Source organism: Kitasatospora sp. NPDC036755 (assembly GCF_040636595.1).
In the GTDB taxonomy this organism is placed as follows: domain Bacteria; phylum Actinomycetota; class Actinomycetes; order Streptomycetales; family Streptomycetaceae; genus Kitasatospora.
In genome coordinates this window covers 1-20,740 of sequence record NZ_JBEZUT010000091.1, presented here as the reverse complement: position 1 = coordinate 20,740, position 20,740 = coordinate 1, and the positions used below count along the sequence as shown (strand labels likewise).

22 protein-coding genes are annotated in these 20,740 nt (G+C 73.3%); 9 read left to right on the top strand and 13 right to left on the bottom strand.

What is annotated here, in order from left to right; translation table 11 throughout:
• Positions 1–48: 48 nt before the first annotated feature.
• Positions 49–1,377, bottom strand: coding sequence for a glutamate-1-semialdehyde 2,1-aminomutase (gene hemL, locus AB0E96_RS16280; RefSeq protein WP_359823647.1), 1,329 nt, complete (start codon positions 1,375–1,377; stop codon positions 49–51).
• Positions 1,378–1,810: 433 nt separating this feature from the next.
• Between hemL and AB0E96_RS16275 the strand changes: the two genes are divergently transcribed.
• Complete coding sequence (locus AB0E96_RS16275) at positions 1,811–2,299, top strand: hypothetical protein (protein WP_359823644.1); 489 nt, start codon at positions 1,811–1,813, stop codon at positions 2,297–2,299.
• A 78-nt stretch (positions 2,300–2,377) separates the two neighbouring features.
• Here the strand turns inward: AB0E96_RS16275 and AB0E96_RS16270 are convergent, their stop codons facing one another.
• The 4 genes from AB0E96_RS16270 to AB0E96_RS16255 form a co-directional block, all read right to left on the bottom strand.
• The gene (locus AB0E96_RS16270; RefSeq protein WP_359823641.1) at positions 2,378–2,869 is read right to left on the bottom strand and encodes a MarR family winged helix-turn-helix transcriptional regulator; all 492 of its coding nucleotides are present in this window, start codon (positions 2,867–2,869) and stop codon (positions 2,378–2,380) included.
• A 63-nt stretch (positions 2,870–2,932) separates the two neighbouring features.
• A complete protein-coding gene (locus tag AB0E96_RS16265) occupies positions 2,933–4,213 on the bottom strand; it encodes a glycosyltransferase family 39 protein (RefSeq protein WP_359823638.1) in 1,281 nt (426 codons plus the stop codon).
• Between the two features lie 258 nt (positions 4,214–4,471).
• A complete protein-coding gene (locus AB0E96_RS16260; RefSeq protein WP_359823636.1) occupies positions 4,472–6,145 on the bottom strand; it encodes an RICIN domain-containing protein in 1,674 nt (557 codons plus the stop codon).
• 246 nt (positions 6,146–6,391) lie between these two features.
• The gene (locus AB0E96_RS16255; protein WP_359823634.1) at positions 6,392–6,631 is read right to left on the bottom strand and encodes a chaplin; all 240 of its coding nucleotides are present in this window, start codon (positions 6,629–6,631) and stop codon (positions 6,392–6,394) included.
• A 493-nt stretch (positions 6,632–7,124) separates the two neighbouring features.
• On the opposite strand from AB0E96_RS16255, the gene AB0E96_RS16250 reads away from it, so the two are divergent.
• The 3 genes from AB0E96_RS16250 to AB0E96_RS16240 all read left to right on the top strand — a co-directional run bounded on the left by AB0E96_RS16250 (position 7,125) and on the right by AB0E96_RS16240 (position 8,230).
• Positions 7,125–7,367, top strand: a complete 243-nt coding sequence (locus tag AB0E96_RS16250; RefSeq protein ID WP_359823632.1) for a chaplin — start codon at positions 7,125–7,127, stop codon at positions 7,365–7,367.
• A 111-nt stretch (positions 7,368–7,478) separates the two neighbouring features.
• The gene (locus AB0E96_RS16245) at positions 7,479–7,742 is read left to right on the top strand and encodes a chaplin (protein ID WP_359823630.1); all 264 of its coding nucleotides are present in this window, start codon (positions 7,479–7,481) and stop codon (positions 7,740–7,742) included.
• 113 nt (positions 7,743–7,855) lie between these two features.
• Positions 7,856–8,230 carry a hypothetical protein gene (locus AB0E96_RS16240; protein ID WP_359823628.1) on the top strand — a complete coding sequence of 125 codons (375 nt, stop codon included), beginning with the start codon at positions 7,856–7,858 and terminating at the stop codon, positions 8,228–8,230.
• A gap of 88 nt (positions 8,231–8,318) precedes the next feature.
• Here AB0E96_RS16240 and AB0E96_RS16235 read toward each other — a convergent pair whose 3' ends face one another.
• Positions 8,319–8,984 (bottom strand): hypothetical protein, encoded by a 666-nt coding sequence (locus AB0E96_RS16235; RefSeq protein ID WP_359823626.1) that lies wholly within the window; start codon positions 8,982–8,984, stop codon positions 8,319–8,321.
• Between the two features lie 300 nt (positions 8,985–9,284).
• Here AB0E96_RS16235 and AB0E96_RS16230 point away from each other — a divergent pair, with 300 nt between their 5' ends.
• The 3 genes from AB0E96_RS16230 to AB0E96_RS16220 all read left to right on the top strand — a co-directional run bounded on the left by AB0E96_RS16230 (position 9,285) and on the right by AB0E96_RS16220 (position 10,540).
• Positions 9,285–9,629 (top strand): rodlet layer protein, encoded by a 345-nt coding sequence (locus AB0E96_RS16230; RefSeq protein ID WP_359823624.1) that lies wholly within the window; start codon positions 9,285–9,287, stop codon positions 9,627–9,629.
• A gap of 84 nt (positions 9,630–9,713) precedes the next feature.
• Positions 9,714–10,058 carry a rodlet layer protein gene (locus tag AB0E96_RS16225; RefSeq protein ID WP_359823622.1) on the top strand — a complete coding sequence of 115 codons (345 nt, stop codon included), beginning with the start codon at positions 9,714–9,716 and terminating at the stop codon, positions 10,056–10,058.
• Between the two features lie 212 nt (positions 10,059–10,270).
• The gene (locus AB0E96_RS16220; RefSeq protein WP_359823621.1) at positions 10,271–10,540 is read left to right on the top strand and encodes a hypothetical protein; all 270 of its coding nucleotides are present in this window, start codon (positions 10,271–10,273) and stop codon (positions 10,538–10,540) included.
• A gap of 64 nt (positions 10,541–10,604) precedes the next feature.
• On the opposite strand, the gene hemB is transcribed toward AB0E96_RS16220, so the two are convergent.
• The 7 genes from hemB to AB0E96_RS16185 form a co-directional block, all read right to left on the bottom strand.
• Complete coding sequence (gene hemB, locus AB0E96_RS16215; protein WP_359823619.1) at positions 10,605–11,585, bottom strand: porphobilinogen synthase; 981 nt, start codon at positions 11,583–11,585, stop codon at positions 10,605–10,607.
• A 68-nt stretch (positions 11,586–11,653) separates the two neighbouring features.
• Complete coding sequence (locus tag AB0E96_RS16210) at positions 11,654–13,303, bottom strand: bifunctional uroporphyrinogen-III C-methyltransferase/uroporphyrinogen-III synthase (protein WP_359823617.1); 1,650 nt, start codon at positions 13,301–13,303, stop codon at positions 11,654–11,656.
• A gap of 73 nt (positions 13,304–13,376) precedes the next feature.
• Entirely contained in the window at positions 13,377–14,384 is a 1,008-nt protein-coding gene (hemC, locus tag AB0E96_RS16205; RefSeq protein ID WP_359823615.1) for a hydroxymethylbilane synthase, read from the bottom strand.
• Between the two features lie 41 nt (positions 14,385–14,425).
• Entirely contained in the window at positions 14,426–15,766 is a 1,341-nt protein-coding gene (locus AB0E96_RS16200; RefSeq protein ID WP_359823612.1) for a glutamyl-tRNA reductase, read from the bottom strand.
• A 25-nt stretch (positions 15,767–15,791) separates the two neighbouring features.
• Complete coding sequence (locus AB0E96_RS16195; protein ID WP_359823662.1) at positions 15,792–16,685, bottom strand: redox-sensing transcriptional repressor Rex; 894 nt, start codon at positions 16,683–16,685, stop codon at positions 15,792–15,794.
• Between the two features lie 107 nt (positions 16,686–16,792).
• Positions 16,793–17,551: a 3'-5' exonuclease gene (locus tag AB0E96_RS16190; RefSeq protein WP_359823610.1), complete on the bottom strand. Its 759-nt coding sequence runs from the start codon at positions 17,549–17,551 to the stop codon at positions 16,793–16,795.
• 249 nt (positions 17,552–17,800) lie between these two features.
• On the bottom strand, positions 17,801–18,076 hold the full coding sequence (locus tag AB0E96_RS16185; RefSeq protein ID WP_359823607.1) for a glutaredoxin family protein: 276 nt from the start codon (positions 18,074–18,076) through the stop codon (positions 17,801–17,803).
• 120 nt (positions 18,077–18,196) lie between these two features.
• Here AB0E96_RS16185 and AB0E96_RS16180 point away from each other — a divergent pair, with 120 nt between their 5' ends.
• Both AB0E96_RS16180 and AB0E96_RS16175 read left to right on the top strand, forming a co-directional pair.
• Positions 18,197–19,231, top strand: coding sequence for an HAD-IB family hydrolase (locus tag AB0E96_RS16180; RefSeq protein ID WP_359823606.1), 1,035 nt, complete (start codon positions 18,197–18,199; stop codon positions 19,229–19,231).
• A 598-nt stretch (positions 19,232–19,829) separates the two neighbouring features.
• Positions 19,830–20,702, top strand: a complete 873-nt coding sequence (locus AB0E96_RS16175; protein WP_359823603.1) for an ECF subfamily RNA polymerase sigma factor, BldN family — start codon at positions 19,830–19,832, stop codon at positions 20,700–20,702.
• Positions 20,703–20,740 lie beyond the last annotated feature (38 nt).

Below are 20,740 nucleotides of genomic sequence, written 5' to 3'. Positions count from 1 at the left end.
GACTACTCCTGGGAATCGGTTCGGGCCGCGGCGGTCGGGCGGCGGCGGTCAGGCCGTGGCGGCGGCAGCGGCGCGCGCGGCGGCCGGCAGGGCGGCGGCGATCCGCTCGATCGCCCGCTCGTCGTGGGACGCCGAGACGAACCAGGACTCGAAGGCGGACGGCGGCAGGTAGACGCCCTGGGCCAGCATCGCGTGGAAGAAGGCGGTGAAACGGTACGCCTCCTGGGTCCTGGCCTTGTCGTAGTCGGTGACCGGGGCCTCGGTGAAGAACACCGAGAACATGTTCCCGGCGGTCTGCAGCCGGTGCGCCACGCCCTCCTTGGCAAGCGCGTCGGCGACCAGGCCGGACACCTCGGCGGCGACCTTGTCCACCGTCGCGTACACCTCGTCGGTGCAGCCGCGCAGCTGGGCCAGGCCGGCCGCGGTGGCGACCGGGTTCCCGGACAGCGTGCCCGCCTGGTAGACCGGGCCGGCCGGGGCCAGGTGCGCCATCACGTCGGCGCGGCCGCCGAAGGCCGCGGCCGGGAAGCCGCCGCCCATGACCTTGCCGAAGGTCAGCAGGTCCGGCGCCCAGCCCTCGTGCGCCGCCTCCAGGCCGTACCAGCCTGCCTTGGAGACGCGGAAGCCGGTCATCACCTCGTCGGAGATGAACAGCGCGCCGTTCTCCCGGCAGAGCCGGGCCAGGCCGCCGTTGAAGCCGGGCAGCGGCGGGACGACGCCCATGTTGCCGGGCGAGGCCTCGGTGATCACGCAGGCGATCTCGCCCGGGTGGGCGGCGAACGCCTGCTCGACGGCGGCCAGGTCGTTGTACGGCAGCACGATGGTGTCGCCGGCCTGGGCGCCGGTGACGCCCGGGGTGTCCGGCAGGCCGAAGGTGGCCACGCCGGAACCGGCGGCGGCCAGCAGCGCGTCCACGTGACCGTGGTAGCAGCCGGCGAACTTCACCACCTTGGCCCGGCCGGTGAAGCCGCGGGCCAGCCGGATCGCGGACATGGTGGCCTCGGTGCCGGAGGAGACCAGGCGGACCTGCTCGACCGGGGCGACCCGGGCGACGATCTCCTCGGCCAGCTCGACCTCGCCCTGGCCGGGGGTGCCGAAGGAGGTGCCGCGGGTGACGGCCTGCTGGACGGCGTCGATCACGGCGGGGTGCGCGTGGCCGAGGATCATCGGGCCCCACGAGCACACCAGGTCGACGTACTCGCGGCCGTCGGCGTCGGTGAGGTAGGGGCCGGTGCCGGACACCATGAAGCGCGGCGTGCCGCCGACCGCGCGGAAGGCGCGCACCGGGGAGTTGACGCCGCCGGGCGTCACCACGGAGGCGCGGTCGAACAGCGACTGGGACTGGGGGGCTTCGTAGGGGTAGCTCACAAAAGACATGGTCTCAAATCGTGTCCTCACGCTCTGCATGTCCGACCCGATCATCTGGAACGATGATCCGGGCACCGTTGTCTGTACGGTTGTCCGTACAGCAGGGGCCGCTGACTTCACCGGACCGGGGACCAGTCAGACTGTGTACACAGAGTGCGCAGGCGTTCCGGTTTGTGTGCAGGGGTGTAAAGAGGACTGCCGCGTACCGCGAGTGGGTACGGCGGCGCATGACGGGTAAGGAGCACGTCCGGTGGGCGCCGGACGTGCGGGGGTCTGTCGATTCCGGCGAATTCCGGTGAGGATGGTCCGAGTGTCCGAGGCGCAGGACGGCTACGACGAGGCCGCGGGGGGCTCCCGCAGGCCCACCGAGGCCGCACGCGGGGGTACGGGAGCGGGAACGGGTCGTGGTCGTCGCGGCGGTGAGAGGCGGGGTGAGGGACGCGTGGGGGTGACCTACAAGTACTTCGGAGCCCCGGACCGCGCGACGGCCGCCAGAGTGCCCACCGCCCTCGGCCCGGGCGGCCTCGGGCTGGACGCCGGCGAGCTCGGCGCGCTGGGGCGGCTCGGCGACCTGATGGAGACCAGCGGCTCCCCCACCGGCCACCTCTCCACCAAGATCAAGCCGGAGACGATGAGCGCCATGGTGCTCACCGGCATCCAGGGCGTCCCGCTGCACCAGGTGCCGCCGCTGGAACTGGTGGTGCTGCACCCCGACTACGCCGTCGTCCAGCTCCCCCACAACGTCGTCGAACCGCTGCGCAAGGCCGACGAGACCGAGCTCGGCGCCGCCGCCTTCATCTGGTCGACCGTGCCGGACCGGCGCGGGCCGCGGGACGCGTTCGTGATCTACAGCATGCTGCACGAGTGGCAGGACTTCGCCAACCGCCTGCACGAGGCCGGGCATCAGCTGTACTGCCTGGTCTGGCCGTAACGACCGCCCCTTCCCCGGCCCGCCGCTCGAACGCGGGCCGGGGAAGGGTGAGTTGACGACCCGAAAGGTGTCGCGCGGTCAGCCCCGGGGGCGGCGGGCGCGGCGCACGGTGCGCTCGACCTCGACCGGCTCCGCGAGGTGACCGTCCACCAGGTGCGCCAGGGCCGAGACGAAGACCTCGCGCTCGGACCGCGGCAGCGAGTCCAGCAGTTCGCGGTGCACCCGGTCGGCGATCGCGGTGCCCTCCGCCACGGCCCGCTCGCCCGCCGCGGTGACCGAGACGATCCGGGCCCGCCGGTCGGTCGCGGAGGGGCGGCGCTCGGCCAGGCCCGCCTTCTCCAGCTCGTCGACGGTGACCACCATGGTCGTCTTGTCCAGGTCCGCCAGCTCGGCCAGCTGGATCTGGGTGCGCTCGGCCTCCTGGGCGTGGAACAGCACGCTGTAGGCGCGCGGGGTGATCCCGAGGTCCGTGAAGGCGGCCGCCATCCGGGTGGCCAGCACGTGGCTCGCGTGGTCCATCAGCCCGGAGATGTCGCGGATCCGGCGAACGGGCTGCGGGGTCGTCGTCATACGTCCGAGGTTAGCAACGGCCCGTCCGCTGCCGGATGATCCCGTTGCCAACCAACGCCGGGTCTACGGGATACCCAACTCGAACAGCGCATAGCCCCCGTACCAGCCGGCCGCGAGGACCGGCATCGCCAGCAGCCCGGCCAGCGAGGAGGTCCGCACCCGGCGCAGCGCCACCGCCACGCCGATGCAGAGCGGGAAGGCGGGCAGCAGGTAGCGCGAGATGTTGCCGAAGATCTGGTTGGTGCTCAGCGCGGTGAAGATGGTGAGCCCGGTGTAGACCCAGAGCACCAGCGGCGGCCGGGTCCGCCAGAGCAGCACCACCAGCCCGGGCAGGGCGATCAGCAGGACGATCGCGATCAGGTCCGGGACGGGATTGGCCTGCCAGTAGGTCCAGTGGCCGGCGAGCACGTCCCTGATCGTGCGCACGGTCGAGACGCCGCCGTCGAAGTAGCGGTTCCAGGCGCCCTGCTGGAGCTTGAAGTAGCCGCCCCAGTCGCCCATCTTCCAGCCGACCCACGCGACGTAGCCGAGCAGGCCCCAGGGGGTGATCAGCATCGCGGTCAGCGGCCGGGCCACCCCGTCGGTGCGGCGGATCAGCGCGACCAGCGCGGCGATCGAGACGGCGGCGATCAGCACCGCGGCGGTCGGCCGGTTGAGGCCCGCCAGCAGGGTCAGCAGGCCGGCTTCCAGCCAGCGACGGGTCATCACGCAGTAGCAGGCCCAGGCGGACAGCGCGACGAACAGCGAGTCCGAGTAGACCGCCCACTCCACGCCGGAGCCCGGGAACAGGCCCCACAGCACCGCCGCGATCACGCCCGCCCGGTAGCCGCCGAGCCGCTCGGCGATCGCGAAGATGCCGGCCGCGGCGAACAGCGAGGCGATCACCGAGACGACTATCCCGGAGCCGTACGGGCCGAGCCCGGTGACGGTGCCGACCAGCCGCATCAGCCAGGGGTAGAGCGGGAAGAAGGCGGCCGAGTTCTCGTAGTAGGTGGCCAGCGGGAAGCCGTGCAGCGGGATCAGCTGCGGGTCGTACCCGTTCTCGGCGATCCGCTGGTACCAGGTGCCGTCCCAGGAGCCCAGCACGTCCCAGGCGTTGGTGCCGCCGCCGCGGCCCGGCTGCTTCTTCAGGTAGTCGCCGGTGTGCGAGAGCAGCAGCAGGAAGACGGTCACGCCGATGGTCTTGACCGCCGCGTACGCGCCCAGCGCGGGCCCGAAGCGGTCGACCAGGGCGCCGAAACGGCCGGGCGTTCGGTCCTCCCGCTCCTCGGGGGCCCGCTCCGGCGGCGCCCCGGGCGCTCCGGGCTGGGTACTGGACGACTCGGTGCTAGATGCCGTGCTCATCTGGTCTGGGTACTCCCCGCCCCGCTCGTGGTCCGCGCGGCTCCGGCGCAGCGATTTTCCCGTGAGCCTACGGCACGCCCCCGGGCCGGGAACCCCTGGCGCCCCCGGACCCCCGCCCGGCACCGTGCCTCCGGCGCCGAACACCCGGTCGGCGCCGCCGTGTCGGGGCCGACCGGACGGGCCGGGTTTCCCGGCCGGGAACGCGGCCGCCGCCGCCCGGGTGGGGCGGCGGCGGCCTGGGAGCGCGTGCGGGGCGGATCAGCCGTGGACGTAGACGATGCCGAGCTTGGTGAGCTGCCAGAGCTGGTTGGCGGCGCCGGTGTCGGTGGCGAGTTCGACGTACGGGTTGCCCTTGGCGTCGAGGGTGCTGCCGGCGGCCAGGACCTTGCTCTGGTCCTGGGAGTCGGCGACCTTGTAGCGGCCGTTGCCGGCCGGCTTGAACACCCAGTGCTGGTTGCCGCCGCCGGTGCAGCCCCACTGCTGGATCCGGGTGCCGGGGGCGGTGGAGGCGCCGTTGGCGTCCAGGCACATGTTCCGGTTGCCGCTGAAGTCGAGCTCGTAGCTGCCGCCGGCCTTGGCCTCCAGGACGAAGGACTGGTTGAGCCCGCCGCCGGCGGGATAGGTGATCGCGGGCCGGCCGTTGGTGGAGTCGCCGTAGGTGCCGCCGCCGGTCAGGTCGAGCACGTTGCCGCTGGCCGCGTTGGTCAGCTGGTACCAGGAGCCGTCCTCGGGGGCGTCGTCGAACGGCTGTCCGGGCGTCAGCGGCTGGATCGAGGTGGTGTTCTGCTGGTTGAGCGTGCAGTACGCCTGCGCCAGCTCGGGCCGGGCGAAGAACTGGCCGAGGCAGACGCCCTCACCGCGGTAGCCGGCCACCCGCAGGTGGTACGACTGCCGGACCATGTTCATGCACAGTCCGGGGATGCCGATCTGCGAGTCGCAGCCGTTGCGCACCCACTCGGAGAGGTTGATGACGTCCCCGTTGGTGTACTCGTACGGCGAGGTCGTCCACTCCGCGCAGACCTCGTGCCCGAAGGCGACCCGCCGCTGGTCCAGGTAGCGGACGCCGGGCACCTGCTCGGCCGCGCCGCGCAGCGCGTCGCTGAGCGTCGGCACCACCCAGTTGTGGCCCCAGGCGAGGTCCTCGGGGAAGGCCGGGCAGCCGTCGGCGACCTTGCCGAGGTAGTCGTTGCGCCGGATGTCCGGGGTGATCGGGTTGAAGTACGACTGGTAGACCAGCTGGTACGAGGAGTCGGCGTAGCCGGCCCGGCGCATGGTCTGACGGATGTTCTGGAGCGCCGCGACCACCTTGGGCTGGACGCCCTTGGCGCGTCGGCGGATCTCGTCGCTGCCGATGGTGTCCCGGCAGCCCTGGTCCTTGGGGATCGGGAAGTACTGCGCGAGGCAGTGCATCATGATCCCGCTGAAGTCGAAGTCGTCGTTGGCGCCGATGGTGACGACGACCATCTTGACGTCGTACCTGGCCGCCGTGTCGGCCAGTTTGACGTCCTGCTTGGGCTCGCCGAAGTCGCCGCTGCCAGGGCCGGTGACCTTGGCCAGCTCCGGGTCGCTGACCAGGTCGCCGGTCTGGGCGCCGGAGCAGGCGAGGTCGATCGGGGTGATCCCGGGGATGTCGGTGACGAAGATCTCCGACTTGGGGTGCCGGTGGCAGTAGTTGGTGGGGCTGTCCGTCTCCGGGAAGTAGCCGTCGTTGGTGTCGGTGCCGGCGCCCTCGCCGGAGATGGCGCTGTCGCCGAGTGCGACGATCGCGGCCGGACGGGTGGCCGCGGGCGCGGCCGGGGCCGGGTCGGCCAGGGCGGCGGGGGCACCGGCCAGGCCGAGGGTGGCGAGGAGGGCTCCGGTGGCGAGCAGGGCGGCGCACCGGGACGCGCCGGTGCGCGTTCGCCGTGCCGCCGACGGGAGGGACCTGGTCACACGCGACTCCTTGCGGGGGTGGGGGACCGCCCGAGCGGGGGAGCCGAGCGGCGCGGAGCAAGAGAGGAGCAGAAAAGGTGAGCAGGTCTCGCATTCTAGGAACTGACAAGTAACACAACAAGACTCGTGACACGGCCCGGCCCCGACCGGTCGGCGGGTTCCCGGCACAGCGAAGAGCCGCCGCCCCGCACCCCAGGAGGGAGGTGCGGAACGGCGGCTCGTCCCGGCCGAACCGGGAGTGCGGGCTCAGCCCACGTTGGCGCACTTGTTGCCGAACGCCGGGTTCAGCAGGCCGATGATGTCGATGGTGTTGCCGCAGACGTTCACCGGAACGTGCACCGGAACCTGGATCTGGTTGCCCGAGACGACACCGGGGGAACCGGCGGCGACACCCTGGGCGCCGGAGCTGGCCATCGCGGAACCGGCGCCGGTGGCCACGATGCCCACCACGGCCGCGCCGACGGCGGCGGTCTTCTTGATGCTCATGTGAGCCTCCTGACTGATCGACAGATATGCACGGGGAGTGCGACATCTAGAACGAGACCCCGCGGGGCGGGTTGCGACGCTCCCCGCACTGTCACCCGTCCGGCGCAACGGCGCCGCGGGCCGGGCATTCGGGTGATCGGAGGACCGGACCGTATCCCCGTGCGCGGTGCCTCGTTCTCCCTCACGGAACCCGGTCTCCACGGCCCCCACGCGGCGGGCCTCCCAAACCCGGCGTCCGGCAACCCGTGCCGGACCGCCCGACCGGAATTCCACCTGGTCGCGCCTTTCCGGACCCTTTCCCGGCCGTGCGGGAATCGATTCACGAGGCAATGCGACCCGGCAGCCGCGGCCGCGCCCGAGCCATGGGCGGAACACGCCGACGTGCGCCGACCGAGTGACAATCACGGCAATCCCTTAAGCCGGCGGGTGAGTATTTCGTGCTCGCCCGACTCCCGACATTTCCCTTCCGTCGGGCAGAAATCGGAGGAATGACATGCGCAACTTCAAGAAGGCCGCCATCCTGTCCCTGGCCGCCAGCGGCCTGGTGCTGGGTGCCGCCGGCGGTGCTGTCGCCAGCTCGGGCGCCGAGGGCGTCGCCGCCGGCTCGCCCGGTGTGCTCTCCGGGAACCAGATCCAGGTGCCGATCCACATCCCGATCAACCTGTGCGGCAACACCATCGACATCATCGCGCTGCTGAACCCGGCGTTCGGCAACGAGTGCGTCAACGCCGGCTGAACCCGCTCTCGCCGCACCGGCGACAGCTGATTCACCCGAGCCCGTGCCGCGCCCCGCAGCGCCGGGGCACGGCGCGCTCCACCCGTGTGTGATCGAGGAGATCAACCCCCCATGCAGAACATCAAGAAGGCCGCCGTCCTCTCCGCCGCCGCCGCAGGCCTGGTGCTGGGCGCGGCGGGCTCCGCCGCCGCCAGCGCGGGCGCCGAGGGCGTCGCCGCCAACTCCCCCGGCGTCATCTCCGGCAACCAGATCCAGATTCCGGTGCACGTGCCGGTCAACCTGTGCGGCAACTCCATCAACCTGGTCGGCCTGCTGAACCCGGCGTTCGGCAACACCTGCGCCAACGTGGAAGCGCCGCCCGCGGACGACTGCTGATCCCCGATCGGCACGTGTTCCGGCCGTACTGCCCCCCGACCAGCCGGCCGGGGGGCAGTTCGGCGTCCCCGGACAGCCGTCCGGGATTCCCGATCCACCGAAGGGTGATCACGATGGTTTCGAAGAAGAGCGCGGCCGCCCTGGCCGCCGCCGCGGGTGTCGCGGTGCTGTTCGGCGCCGGTTCGGCGCAGGCCGCCGCCCAGGGCGAGGCTCCGGCCGGCCCGGCCACCCTCACCAAGACCGACCTCGGTCAGGCCCTGGGCGGGACGACCACCGGCCTCGGCTACGGCATCGCGCCGATCAAGAGCCTGCGGCTGGACCCGTGGGCGAACTCCTCGGCCGACTTCCTCAACAACGGCGCGGCCCTCCAGCCGGACCAGGGCCTGCCCGCGGTCGGCACCGGGACGCTGACCGGCCCGCTGAGCGCCGGCGGCGGCGTCAAGGACCTGCCGCTGGTCGGCGGGCTGACCGGCCTCCTCCCGGGCTGACCCTCCGGGCCCACGAGGGCCCGGGCGCACGAGGGCCCGGCATCCCGCCGCGCGGCCGGGGTGCCGGGCCCTCGTACCGGGGCCGGACTCAGAGCCGGGTGAGGTCGGTCAGGCCGGTCTGCCCCACCACGGTGGTGGTGGTCGTGGTGGCGGTGTCGGCCAGGGCGCCCGCCGTGTCGGTCAGCGAGAGCCGGCTGTCCTCGCCGCCGAGGCTGGCCTTGGCCCCGGGGATCACCTGGACCGCGCCGGAGACCAGCCGCGGGTCGATCTCGTCGACCTTCAGCCGGCCGCCCGCGAGCTGGCCGGCGCCGTCCCGGGCGAGCGCGAGCGGCTCGCCGAGGGTGAGCCCGGGGGTCTTGGCGTGCAGTGGCGCGGCCGGGGCGTCCAGCAGCACCTTGCCGAGGTCGGCGCCCTGGTCGACCAGCGGGAGCGGGAGGTCGGCCTTGGCGCTCGGGCCGACCTTGCCGGTGGTCAGCTGGGGAAGGACCTGCGCCGGGAGCAGTGCCCCGTCGCTGCTGGTGGTCGGGCCGGGGACGGGCGGCATCAGCAGCGAGGCCGGGATGCCGGCCGTGAGGTGGCTGCCCAGTGGGGCGAGCGGGACGTCCGCCGGGACCTGCTGGGTGGCCAGCGCGTCCTCCAGCGCGCCGACCTGTTCGGGGCCGATCGGGGCGGCGGCGGAGGCCGCTCCCTGGGAGGCGAGCACACCGGCACCGACCGCCAGCAGCATCGCGCCGGCCCGCTTGGAGAGCTTCATGCTTTTCACCGTTCTGCTGTCCGTACTGGAGATCACTGGGAGGGCTGCGGGGGGCCGCAGCCGGAAAGCGATCTGCTCAACGAGTGACCAGGAACGCTGATTGCGGCGGTTAACCGGTTCGGGTTAATAATCCGACCGGAAACGATCCGCCGCCGCGCCTGCGGGACTCTTTTCGAGAATCCCCGTAACCTTCCGTGCCGTCGTTCTTTGATCTGGACGTCAGTGACTGCAGACCGGGTCTGAGCGTTCGCAGCGTTGTACGCACGGAATCCAAAGAGCATTTCAGAGAGGGATCTCGCCATGATCCAGAAGTCCTTCGCCGCCGCCGGCCTGGCCGTCGCCGCGCTGGCCGGTGCGGCCGCGCCCGCCGCCGCGATCGGTGACGCGGACGGCGCCGCTGCCTCGATCGAGGGCAACGGCGGCACCAACTTCACGGGCACGGTCGGGAACAACAGCCCGAACTTCCACTTCCTGGACAACCCGAACATCTGCCTGCCGGAGATCCACAACATCGCCGTGGGCGTGCTCGGTGTGGCCGTCCCGGTCGAGGTCCCGGTCGCCAACACCGGTGGCAAGCAGTACTGCACCATCGGCCAGGGCACCCAGAGCCAGGGCGACGGCGGCGTGTCCCACCTGATCGGCTGATCGGTCGCTGTCCCGTTCTCCCTGCACCACCCTCCGAAACACCCCCGAATCGCCCGTCGATTCACCCCGAGAGGAAAACCGGAAATGATCAAGAAGACCCTCACCGCGGCCGGCCTGGCCGCCGCCGCGCTCGCGATGTCCGCGGGCTCGGCCTCCGCCATCGTCGACTCGGACGGCGCCGCCACCTCCGTCCAGGGCAACGGCGGCACCAACCACACCGGCACCATGGGCAACGGCAGCCCGAACAGCCACGTTCTGGACAACCCGAACATCTGCCTGCCGGAGATCCACAACATCGCCGTCGCCGTCATCGGCGTCGCGGTTCCGGTCGAGGTCCCGATCCTGAACAGCACCCCGAAGCAGATCTGCGACGTGGGCCAGAACACCCAGTCCTCGGGCGACGCGGGTGTCTCGCACCTGATCGGCTGATCGAGGGGCACGGCACGGACGGAGGGCCCGGGGAGGAAGGTCTCCCCGGGCCCTCCGGGCTGTGCGGCGAAGTGTCCGGCCGGCCGCGCCGCGGCGCGGTCCGGACGGGTGAGCGGCGTTCCGGCCCGGCGCGTGGGGCGCCGGACCGGACCGCCGGATGTGATCACGTGTCAGAGCGCCCGCGGGGGCGCTCCGAGAGAGAGGGCAGTTCCATGAAGAGCAAGCTGGCCAAGGCCGTCCTGACCGCCGCCGCCGCTCTGGCGCTCGCGGGTGCCGCGACCCCGGCCTTCGCCCACGTCGGCGTGGCCGGTGGCGGCGAGATCGCCGCCACCGCCGACGAGCCGTTCCTGGCCCTCGAAGGCTTCGGCCTCGCCCACGCCGGGGACACCGCCGCCGGCGGCTTCGGCGGCGGCGCGGCCACCGCGACCGACCTGGTCGGCGGCGGCGTGGGCTTCGCGCACGCCGGGGACGTGAACGTCTAGCAGGAAGCCGGAAGGCCGGGCCGCCCCCGTGGGGACGGCCCGGCCTTCCGCCGTGCGGCGCCGGCTACTTGAGCATCGCGGCGGCTTCGAGGGCCCAGTAGGTCAGGATCTGCTCGGCGCCCGCGCGGCGGATCGAGGTGAGCGTCTCCATGATCATCCGCTCCCGGTCGATCCAGCCGTTCGCGGCGGCCGCCTCGACCATCGCGTACTCGCCGGACACCTGGTACGCGGAGACCGGCACCGGGGAGGCGTCGGCGACCTGGCGCAGCACGTCCAGGTAGGACATGGCGGGCTTGACCATCACCATGTCCGCGCCCTCGGCGAGGTCCTGCGCCAGCTCGCGCAGCGACTCCCGGGCGTTGGCCGGGTCCTGCTGGTAGGTCTTGCGGTCGCCCTTGAGCGAGGAACCGACGGCCTCGCGGAACGGGCCGTAGAAGGCCGAGGCGTACTTGGCGGTGTAGGCGAGGATGCCCACGTCCTGGTGACCGGCCTCGTCCAGCGCCCGGCGGATCACGCCGATCTGGCCGTCCATCATGCCGGACGGGCCGACCAGGTGGACACCGGCGTCGGCCTGCACCCGGGCCATCTCGGCGTAGCGCTCCAGGGTCGCGTCGTTGTCGACGCTGCCGTCGGCGGCCAGCACGCCGCAGTGGCCGTGGTCGGTGTACTCGTCCAGGCAGAGGTCCGACATGACCACCAGCGAGTCGCCGACCTCGGAGACCACGTCCCGGATCGCCTGCTGGAGGATGCCGTCCGGGTTGGTGCCCTCGCTGCCGACCGCGTCCTGCACCTCGGGGACGCCGAACAGCATGAGGCCGCCCAGGCCCGCCTCGGCCGCCTCCACCGCGGCCTTGCGCAGGGTGTCCCGGGTGTGCTGGACGACGCCCGGCATCGAGTTCACCGGGACGGGCTCGCTGACGCCCTCGCGGACGAACAGCGGCAGGATCAGCTCCGCGGGGTGCAGCCGGGTCTCGGCCACCAGGCGGCGCATCGCCGGGCTCCGGCGCAGCCGGCGCGGGCGTACGTACGGGAATTCAGCGGACACGGCTTCTCTCTCCGAACGGTTGTGCAGTGCCGGGGACGACGGTCGGCCGCCCCCGGCCATGAGGGGTGTCAGCGGGCCTTGCGGCGCGAGCCGGGACGGCGCTCGCTGGGCCGGTAGACCGGCTCACCGGCGGCCGTCGCGGTGTCGCGACGCTTGGCCCCGAAGTCTGCCAGCGCCTGGGCCAGCGCGGTCGCCGACGGCGCCGGGGCCATCACGTCGACCCGCAGGCCGTGCTCCTCGGCGGTCTTGGCGGTGGCCGGGCCGATGCAGGCGATGACCGTCACGTTGTGCGGCTTGCCCGCGATGCCGACCAGGTTCCGGACGGTCGAGGACGAGGTGAAGAGCACCGCGTCGAAGCCGCCGCCCTTGATCGCCTCGCGGGTCTCGGCCGGCGGCGGCGAGGCGCGCACCGTCCGGTACGCCGTCACGTCGTCGACCTCCCAGCCGAGCTCGACCAGGCCGGCCACCAGAGTCTCGGTGGCGATGTCGGCGCGCGGCAGCAGCACCCGGTCGATCGGGTCGAAGACCGGGTCGTACGGCGGCCAGTCCTCCAGCAGGCCCGCCGCGGACTGCTCGCCGGAGGGCACCAGGTCCGGCTTCACGCCGAAGTCCACCAGGGCCTGCGCGGTGGTCTCGCCGACCGCCGCGACCTTGATCCCGGCGAACGCGCGGGCGTCCAGACCGTACTCCTCGAACTTCTCCCGGACGGCGCGCACCGCGTTCACCGAGGTGAAGGCGATCCACTCGTAGCGGCCGGTGACCAGGCCCTTGATGGCCCGCTCCATCTGCTGCGGGGTGCGCGGCGGCTCGACCGCGATGGTCGGCACCTCCTGCGGCACCGCGCCGTACGAGCGCAGCTGCTCGGACAGGCCGGTGGCCTGCTCCTTGGTGCGCGGCACGAGGACGTTCCAGCCGAACAGCGGCTTGGTCTCGAACCACGAGTGCGAGGCCCGGTGGGCGACCTGCTCGCCCACCACGGCTATCACCGAGGTGGCCGGGTCGACCGGCGCGGAGACCGGCGAGGGCAGCACCCGGGCGGCCTTCAGGTCGGCCGCGATGCCGGCCAGCGAGGACGTGAAGGTCCGCTGGCGGGTGGTGGTGCCGGAGAGGGTGGCGCTCAGCGCCGACTCCGGCTTGCGGCCGCCCGCGACCAGGGCGGCGGCGGTGGCGGGCAGCTGGCCCAGGGTGGTGCGGACCACCAGCGTGGTCTCCGGCGCCCCCAGGTCCACCGGGCTGCCGGCCAGCAGCGCGGCGCCGTCCACGAAGCGCACGTCGGTGCCGGAGCCCGCGCGCAGCGGGACGCCCGCGTACGCCGGGACGCCGACCGACTGGGCGACGCCCGGGATCACCTCGAACGGGATGCCGTCGCCCGCGCAGCTGAGCATCTCCTCGGCGGCGCAGCCGTCCAGGCCGGGGTCACCGTCGACGGTGCGGACCACGTGCTTGCCGGAGCGGACCGCCTCGGCGACCAGCTTGGCCAGGTCGAAGTCGGTGCCCTCGGCGACGGGGGTGTGCACCTGCACGCCGGACGGACAGTGGCTGCGCACGGCGGCGGCGGTCAGCGGGTCGGCGACCAGCACGTCGGCGGTGGACAGCACCTCGACCGCGCGCAGGGTCAGCAGCCCCGGATCCCCGGGGCCCGCGCCCAGGAAGGTGCACCGTCCGGTGGCGGGCTGTCCCGCGGGGAACAGGGCGTCGGTGGCGGCGGTGGGGCTCATGCGCCCACCTCGCAGCGCTCGGCGGTCTCTTCGCGAAACGCGCAGCTCTTCATGATTCGCTCGCTTCGCTCGCTCATCGGGCTCGCTCCCCCATCAGGGCGGCCGCGCCCGCGGCGAGCAGCCGGTCAGCCAGCGCGCGGCCGAGGGCCGCCGCCTGCTGCTCGGCGGCCTCGTCGAGGACGATCGGACCGTTGGCGGACATCTTCAGCAGGGCGGTTCCGTCGGGGTCGCCGACCACGCCGTCCAGCCGCAGTTCGTTCTCCCGGCCCCAGGTGGCCAGTGCGGCCACCGGCGCCGAGCAGCCGGCCTCCAGGGTGGCCAGCAGGGCGCGCTCCGCGGCCACGGCGACCCGGGTCGGGGCGTGGTCCAGGGCGGCGAGCGCGGCGGTCAGCGCGGTGTCGGCGGTGGCGCACTCGACCGCGAGCGCACCCTGGCCGGGAGCCGGGATCATCACCTCGGTGTCGAGGTGCTGGGATATCTCGGCGCTGCGGCCGAGCCGGTTCAGGCCGGCCGTCGCCAGCACCACCGCGTCCAGCTCGCCGCTGGTCACGAAGCCGATCCGGGTGTCCACGTTGCCGCGGATCGCGACGGTCTCCAGCTGGGCGCCGCAGGCGGTGGCCCAGGCGTTCAGCTGAGCCATCCGGCGGGGCGAGCCGGTGCCGATCCGGGCCGGGCGGCCGGCGCCGGCCAGCTTCTCCACCAGCTCGTCGAGGGTCAGGCCCTCGGCCGCGACCAGGGCGTCCCGGACGTCCTCGCGCTCGGGGACGGCGGCCAGCGCCAGGCCCTCGGGGGCGGCGGTGGGCAGGTCCTTGAGCGAGTGCACGGCGAAGTCGATCCGGCCCTCCAGCAGCGCGTCGCGCAGCGCGGAGACGAACACCCCGGTGCCGCCGATCTGCGCCAGCGACTCCCTCGAGGTGTCGCCGTAGGTGGTGATCTCGACCAGCTCGACGGGGCGCCCGGTGACCCTGGTCACCTCGCGGGCCACCATGCCCGACTGCGCCATGGCGAGGGCGCTGCGCCGGGTGCCGAGCCGCAGGGCCGCGGTGGCCGAGGGCTGCTCCGTGATCGGTTGACCATTCATGAGGTGATCGTCCCGGTGGTACTCGTGGGATGGCTGACGGTTCATCTGGCGCCCCCGGTCGAGGGCTGGGGCGCGCCGCCGACGGGCGTGCCCGACACGGCGTGCACGGCCGCCGGGTCGAGGTCGAACAGTTCCCGCAGCGCCTCCGCGTAGGAGGCGCCGCCGGGCTCGGCGGCCAGCTGCTTCACCCGGACGGTCGGGGCGTGCAGCAGCTTGTCGACGACGCGGCGGACGGTCTGGGTGATCTCGGCGCGCGAGCGCTCGTCCAGGTCGGGCAGTCGGGAGTCCAGCCGGCCGAGCTCGGCGGAGACCACGTCGGAGGCCATCGCGCGCAGCGCGACCACGGTCGGCGCGATCCGGGCGGCCCGCTGGGCGGCGCCGAAGGCGGTCACCTCGTCGGAGACGATCCGGCCGACCTGGTCGACGTCGCCGGCCCCGGGGCTGGCGGCGTGCGCGTGGGAGAGGCTCTCCAGGTCGACCAGCAGGGCGCCGGGCAGCTCGTGCACGGCGTGGTCGACGTCGCGCGGCATGGCCAGGTCGAGCAGGGCCAGCGGCTGGGCGGACGTACGGGAGGCCACGGCGGCGGCCACGTCCTCCGCGCGGATCACCACGCCGGACGCGCCGGTGCAGGAGATCACCAGGTCCACGTCGGCGAGCGCCTCCGGCACCTTGGCGAGGTCCAGCACCCGGGCCACGTCCGGGCCCAGGATCTCGACCAGCCGCTCGGCGCGGGCCGGGGTCCGGTTGGCGATCAGCAGGTCGGTCACGCCGGAGCGGACCAGGGTGGCGGCGGCCAGCGAGCTCATCGAGCCGGCGCCGACCACCAGCGCGCGCTTGCCGGCGATCTCGCCCGCGCCCGCCGCGACCTGCTCCAGGCCGAAGGTGACCAGCGACTGGCCGGCCTTGTCGATGCCGGTCTCGCTGTGCGCCCGCTTGCCGACCCGCAGCGCCTGCTGGAACAGCTCGTTCAGGCCGCGCCCGGCGGTGTGCTCCTCCTGGGCCTTGGCCAGCGCGTCGCGCAGCTGGCCGAGGATCTGGCCCTCGCCGACGACCATCGAGTCCAGGCCGCAGGCCACCGAGAAGAGGTGGTGGACGGCGCGGTCCTCGTAGTGGACGTACAGGTGGGAGGTCAGCTCCTCCAGGTCCACCCCGCTGTGGTGGGCCAGCAGCAGCGACAGCTCGGCGACGCCGGCGTGGAACTTGTCCACGTCCGCGTACAGCTCGATCCGGTTGCAGGTGTTCAGCAGGGCGGCCTCGCCGACCGTGGCGGTGGCGGCCGCGTCGTGCAGCAGCCGGGTCGGTACGTCACCCGTCAGCGCGGCGCGCTCCAGCACCCCGACCGGGGCCGTGCGATGGCTCAGCCCTACGACGAGAAGGCTCATGCCCGCCCCCCACAGCTCTCGGTGTTCATGCGGGCATCACCGCGGAGAGATCCCCGTCGCCCTTGGCGGACTTTCCCTTGGTCTGCTCGGCCTGGTCCTTGGCCGCGGGCTCGGCGGCGGTCCGGCCCTTGCCGTTGCCGCCGGCCGCGCGACGCAGCTTGGCCGCGGCCGCCCGGACCGGACCGGGGGCGCGGTCCAGCACCGACTCGGCGCGGTCGTCCGGCTCCTCGCCGGCCTTGCGCTGCTCGTGGAAGGCCAGGATCTGGAGCTCGATGGAGAGGTCCACCTTGCGCACGTCCACGCCGTCCGGGACGGCCAGCACGGTCGGGGCGAAGTTGAGGATGCTGGTGACACCGGCCTCCACCAGCCGGTCGCACACCTGCTGGGCGGCGCCGGGCGGGGTGGTGATCACGCCGATGGAGACGTGCTGGCTCTCGACGATCGACTCCAGCTCGTCCATGTGCCGCACCGGCAGTCCGGCCGCGGTGGAACCGACCACGTTCGGGTCGGCGTCCAACAGGGCGGCCACCCGGAAACCGCGGGAGGCGAACCCGCCGTAGTTGGCGAGTGCGTGGCCGAGGTTGCCGATGCCGACGATGACGACCGGCCAGTCCTGGGTCAGGCCGAGCTCGCGGGAGATCTGGTAGACGAGGTACTCGACGTCGTAGCCGACGCCGCGGGTGCCGTAGGAGCCGAGGTAGGAGAAGTCCTTGCGCAGCTTGGCCGAGTTCACGCCGGCCGCGGCGGCCAGCTCCTCGGAGGAGACGGTCGGCACCGAGCGCTCGGAGAGCGCGGTGAGGGCCCGCAGGTAGAGGGGCAGGCGGGCGACCGTCGCCTCCGGGATGCCCCGGGCACGCGAGGGTCGGCGCGCGGCGCCCTGGTCGGGCGTCTGCGAACTGCTCTGTGGTGATCGGCCGATTGCCACGGTGCTCCTGTGGGTGAAGCTGGGCTTTGGCAGCCAGGCTATGTGTTTGTGAACGTGTGCACAAAGATGGTGTCCGTTTTGTCCCCGCACAGTGATGCGCATCACGCCGTCGAACCCATAGCACCGGCCCGGGTCAGGACGACCTCCGGGGCCTGGGAATCGGGCAGCCGGGGGCCGTACGGCGCCTCCCGGCGCAGCAGCGGGACGGCGGTGCCGGACGGGCGGGAACGGGCCCGGCCGAGCCGGGGCCAGGGCACCCGGGCGGCCTCGCGCAGCGGGCCGGCCCAGTCGTCCGGCGGGCAGGACGGCGCGCCCACGCAGTGCCGCAGCAGTTCGGCGGTCACCCGGGCGTCGCCCAGCGCGGTGTGCGCCGGGTACCAGCCGAGGCCCGCCGCCTCCACGCAGGCCGCCAGGCCCTGGCCGCGGGCCTGCGGCAGGTGGGCGCGGGCCAGCCGCATCGTGCAGAGCAGCGGGACGGGCGGCAGCGGCACCCCGATCCGGGCGAACTCGCGATCCAGGAAGGCGTGGTCGCAGCTGACGTGGTGACCGACCAGCACCCGGCCCGCCAGCAGCTCCAGCAGCCTCGGGGCGATCTCGCGGAAGCGCGGGGCACCCTCGACGTCGCACTGGCGTATCCGGTGCACATGGGTCGGGCCGACCGGGCCCAGCGGGTCCAGCAGGGTGGCGAACTCCCCCTCGGGGCGGAGCCGCTCGTCGAGCAGCACCACCGCGACCTCGACCACCCGGTGCCGCCACGGGCTGCGGCCGGTCGCCTCCACGTCCACCACGGCGAAGCCGCGGGGCCCGTCCGGGGCTCCGGGCACGGCTCCGGACGTCCCAGGGACAGGGCCGGGAAGCATGGCGCACTCCTCGCGTGCATCAGCCCCCCACGGGCGCAAACGTGTTCGATCGTAAGCCGACCAGCCCGCCCCGACCCAAGCCGGAACGGGGTGTCTTTGGCAACGATTCGGCGAACCTGCCCCGTCGTTCGGCGGGGGTCCGTGCACGGACGAACGCTCGGTCAGGACCCGGCCGGGCCCCGGCCGGTCGCGGCTCGGCCTCCGCCCGGTCGCCGCTCGGTCTCCGCCCGGCCGACGCTCGGCCGTCGCTCAGCCGCCGAGGGCGGTGCGCAGGCGGCGCTCGTCGACCCGCCAGAAGTCGTGCTGGCGGCCGTCGATCAGGGTGACCGGAATCTGCTCCCAGTAGCGGCGGTACAGCTCCTCGTCCTGGGTGATGTCCCGCTCCTCGAAGGACGCGCCCAGCTCGCCCGTCACCCGGAGGATCACCTCGCGGGCCTCGTCGCACAGGTGGCAGCCGGGCTTGCCGACCAGGGTCACCGTCCGGTCCGCGGGCTTGGGGCTCTTACGTCGCAGCAGTGGGCTCACCTCCCCATTCTCCGCCACGGCGCCCACCCGTCCGGACGCCCGGCACCCGGTGGAGCTGTTCACCTCGCGGGCACGGCTCCGTCACGGTCGCCGCGCGCCCGGCTGGCTATCCTCGATGACATGGCCGTGCTCAGAAGGCTCACCCAGGCAAGGCGTTCCAGCAGCGAGCGGAGCGCCCTGGCCGGCGAAGCCGCGGCCGCGGCGGCCGAGGCCGCGCTGCGGGCCGAGCCCGGGCCGACGCCCGCCCCGGAGCCGGAGGACGCCGCCGCGAAGGACTCCGCCGCCGCGGAGAGCGCCGACGGGCCGGACGCACCGGCCGCCGCCAAGCCCGGCAAGGCCCCCAGGGCTCCGGCCGGGAACCACACCCCCGATCCGGACGACCCCCGCGCCGCCGCCTTCTTCGACTGCGACAACACCATCCTGCGCGGGGCCGCGATCTTCTACCTCGGCGTCGGCCTCTACCGCCGCGGCTTCCTCACCCGCCGCGACATCGCCCGCTTCGCCTGGCAGCAGGCCTGGTTCCGGCTGCACGGCGCCGAGGACCCGGACCACATCTCGGACGCCAAGCAGTCCGCCCTCGGCATCGTGGCCGGCAAGCCCACCGCCGACCTGGAGGCGATCTGCGAGGAGATCTTCGAGGACGTCGTCGCGGACAAGATCTGGCCGGGCACCCGCGCCCTGGTCCAGATGCACCTGGACGCCGGCCAGCGGGTCTGGCTGGTCACCGCCGCACCGCTGGAGGTGGCCCGGATCATCGCCCGGCGGCTCGGCATGACCGGCGCGCTGGGCACCGTCGCCGAGGCCAGGGACGGCCTGTACACCGGCCGGCTGGTCGGCGACCTGCTGCACGGCCCGGCCAAGGCCGCCGCCGTGCGGGCGCTGGCCCGGCGCGAGCGTCTCGACCTCGACCGCTGCGCCGCCTACAGCGACTCGGCCAACGACATCCCGATGCTCTCGCTGGTCGGCCACCCGTACGTGGTGAACCCGGACGGGGCGCTGCGGCGCCACGCCCGGGCGCAGGGCTGGCGGGTGCGGGACTTCCGGACCGGGCGCAAGGCCGCCCGGGTCGGGCTGCCGGCGGCGGCCGCGATCGGGGTGCTGGCCGGTGCGACGGCGGCCGGGGTGGCGCTGAACCGGCGGCGCCGGCGCGCCTGAACCTCCCGCGCCGGGCCGCCGGGCGGAGCCGACGGGCCACCGGGAGGTCGTGCGGAGGTTGCCCGGACGTCGCGCGGAGGCCGCCGGAAGGTCGCCCCGGGTCGTCTGCGGGCCGTCCGGACGGCGTTCGGAGGCCGGGCGGGCGGGCTCGCTCCGGCGGGTGACCAGGCGTCAACCATGCCTCTGACCTGGCCCCTCTTACGGGCGAACTCCTCGCCGCCGCAGGACAGTCCGGGTCACCTGTACGAAGCTGTCACCGGGTGACCGGTTCTGATCGTTCGCCAGGCCGGGAAAGTCAGGGGTTGCGGGGCCCCAAGGCTGGGAAACCGCCCCTCGACCCGCGAAATTGGTCACCCTGAGCGCCCGTTCGATCACGTTGAGCCGGATGAACGACGACAGCTCCGGTCAATCTCAGCCGAACATGCGCAACAAATGGATCCCAAACGACCACTTCGACCACACGGTGTAGCTGTCATTGCACAAAGCGTTATTCTCTCCTGGATGCACGCCACCACGCGTCCCGCTCGAACGGACGCTTCGGGGGTGCTCTCCGCGCAGGCGGAGGTGATCCGTCCACAGTTCTGCCTCTGGGAGTCCCGTGTACCCACCCGTCCGGAACGACGCGCCTGCACCCTCCCGCCCGTCGTCCGCGCCCCTGCGCCCCCGTACCGCCCTCCGCGGCCGGCCGACCGTCGAGCGGCAGATCTCCACCGGCCTGAACATGTTGCGCACCCTGCTCCGCAGCCAGCTCGCCGCCTCGCCCCAACTCGCGCTCGCCGGAGGATCGTTCGGCCAGCCGCAGCCGCCCGGCCTGGCCCTGCGCACCACCGCCGCCGGCTCGGCCGGCACCGGCTCGCGCGGCCGCACCGGCAGCACCGGCCGAGGCCGCGCCCGGACCGCGCCGAGCCCCGGCTACGAGACCGAGCACAACCCGATCATGGAGCTCGTCGAGCGGGCCCAGGCCGGCGAGAGCGAGGCCTTCGGCCGGCTCTACGACCACTACGCGGACACCGTCTACCGGTACATCTACTACCGGGTCGGCAGCCGGGCCACCGCCGAGGACCTCACCAGCGAGACGTTCCTGCGCGCCCTGCGCCGGATCGGCACCTTCACCTGGCAGGGACGGGACTTCGGCGCCTGGCTGGTCACCATCGCCCGCAACCTGGTCGCCGACCACTTCAAGTCCAGCCGCTTCCGGCTGGAGGTCACCACCGGCGAGATGCTCGACTCCAACGAGTGCGAGCGCAGCCCCGAGGAGTCGGTGCTGGAGTCGCTCTCCAACGCCGCCCTGCTGGAAGCGGTCCGCCGGCTCAACCCGCAGCAGCAGGAGTGCGTCACCCTGCGCTTCCTGCAGGGGCTCTCGGTGGCCGAGACGGCCCGGATCATGGGCAAGAACGAGGGCGCCATCAAGACCCTCCAGTACCGCGCCGTCCGGACCCTGGCCCGGCTGCTCCCGCCCGACGCGCGATGAGCCGCGGCGAGGACGGCACCGGTGCCATACGCCCCGAC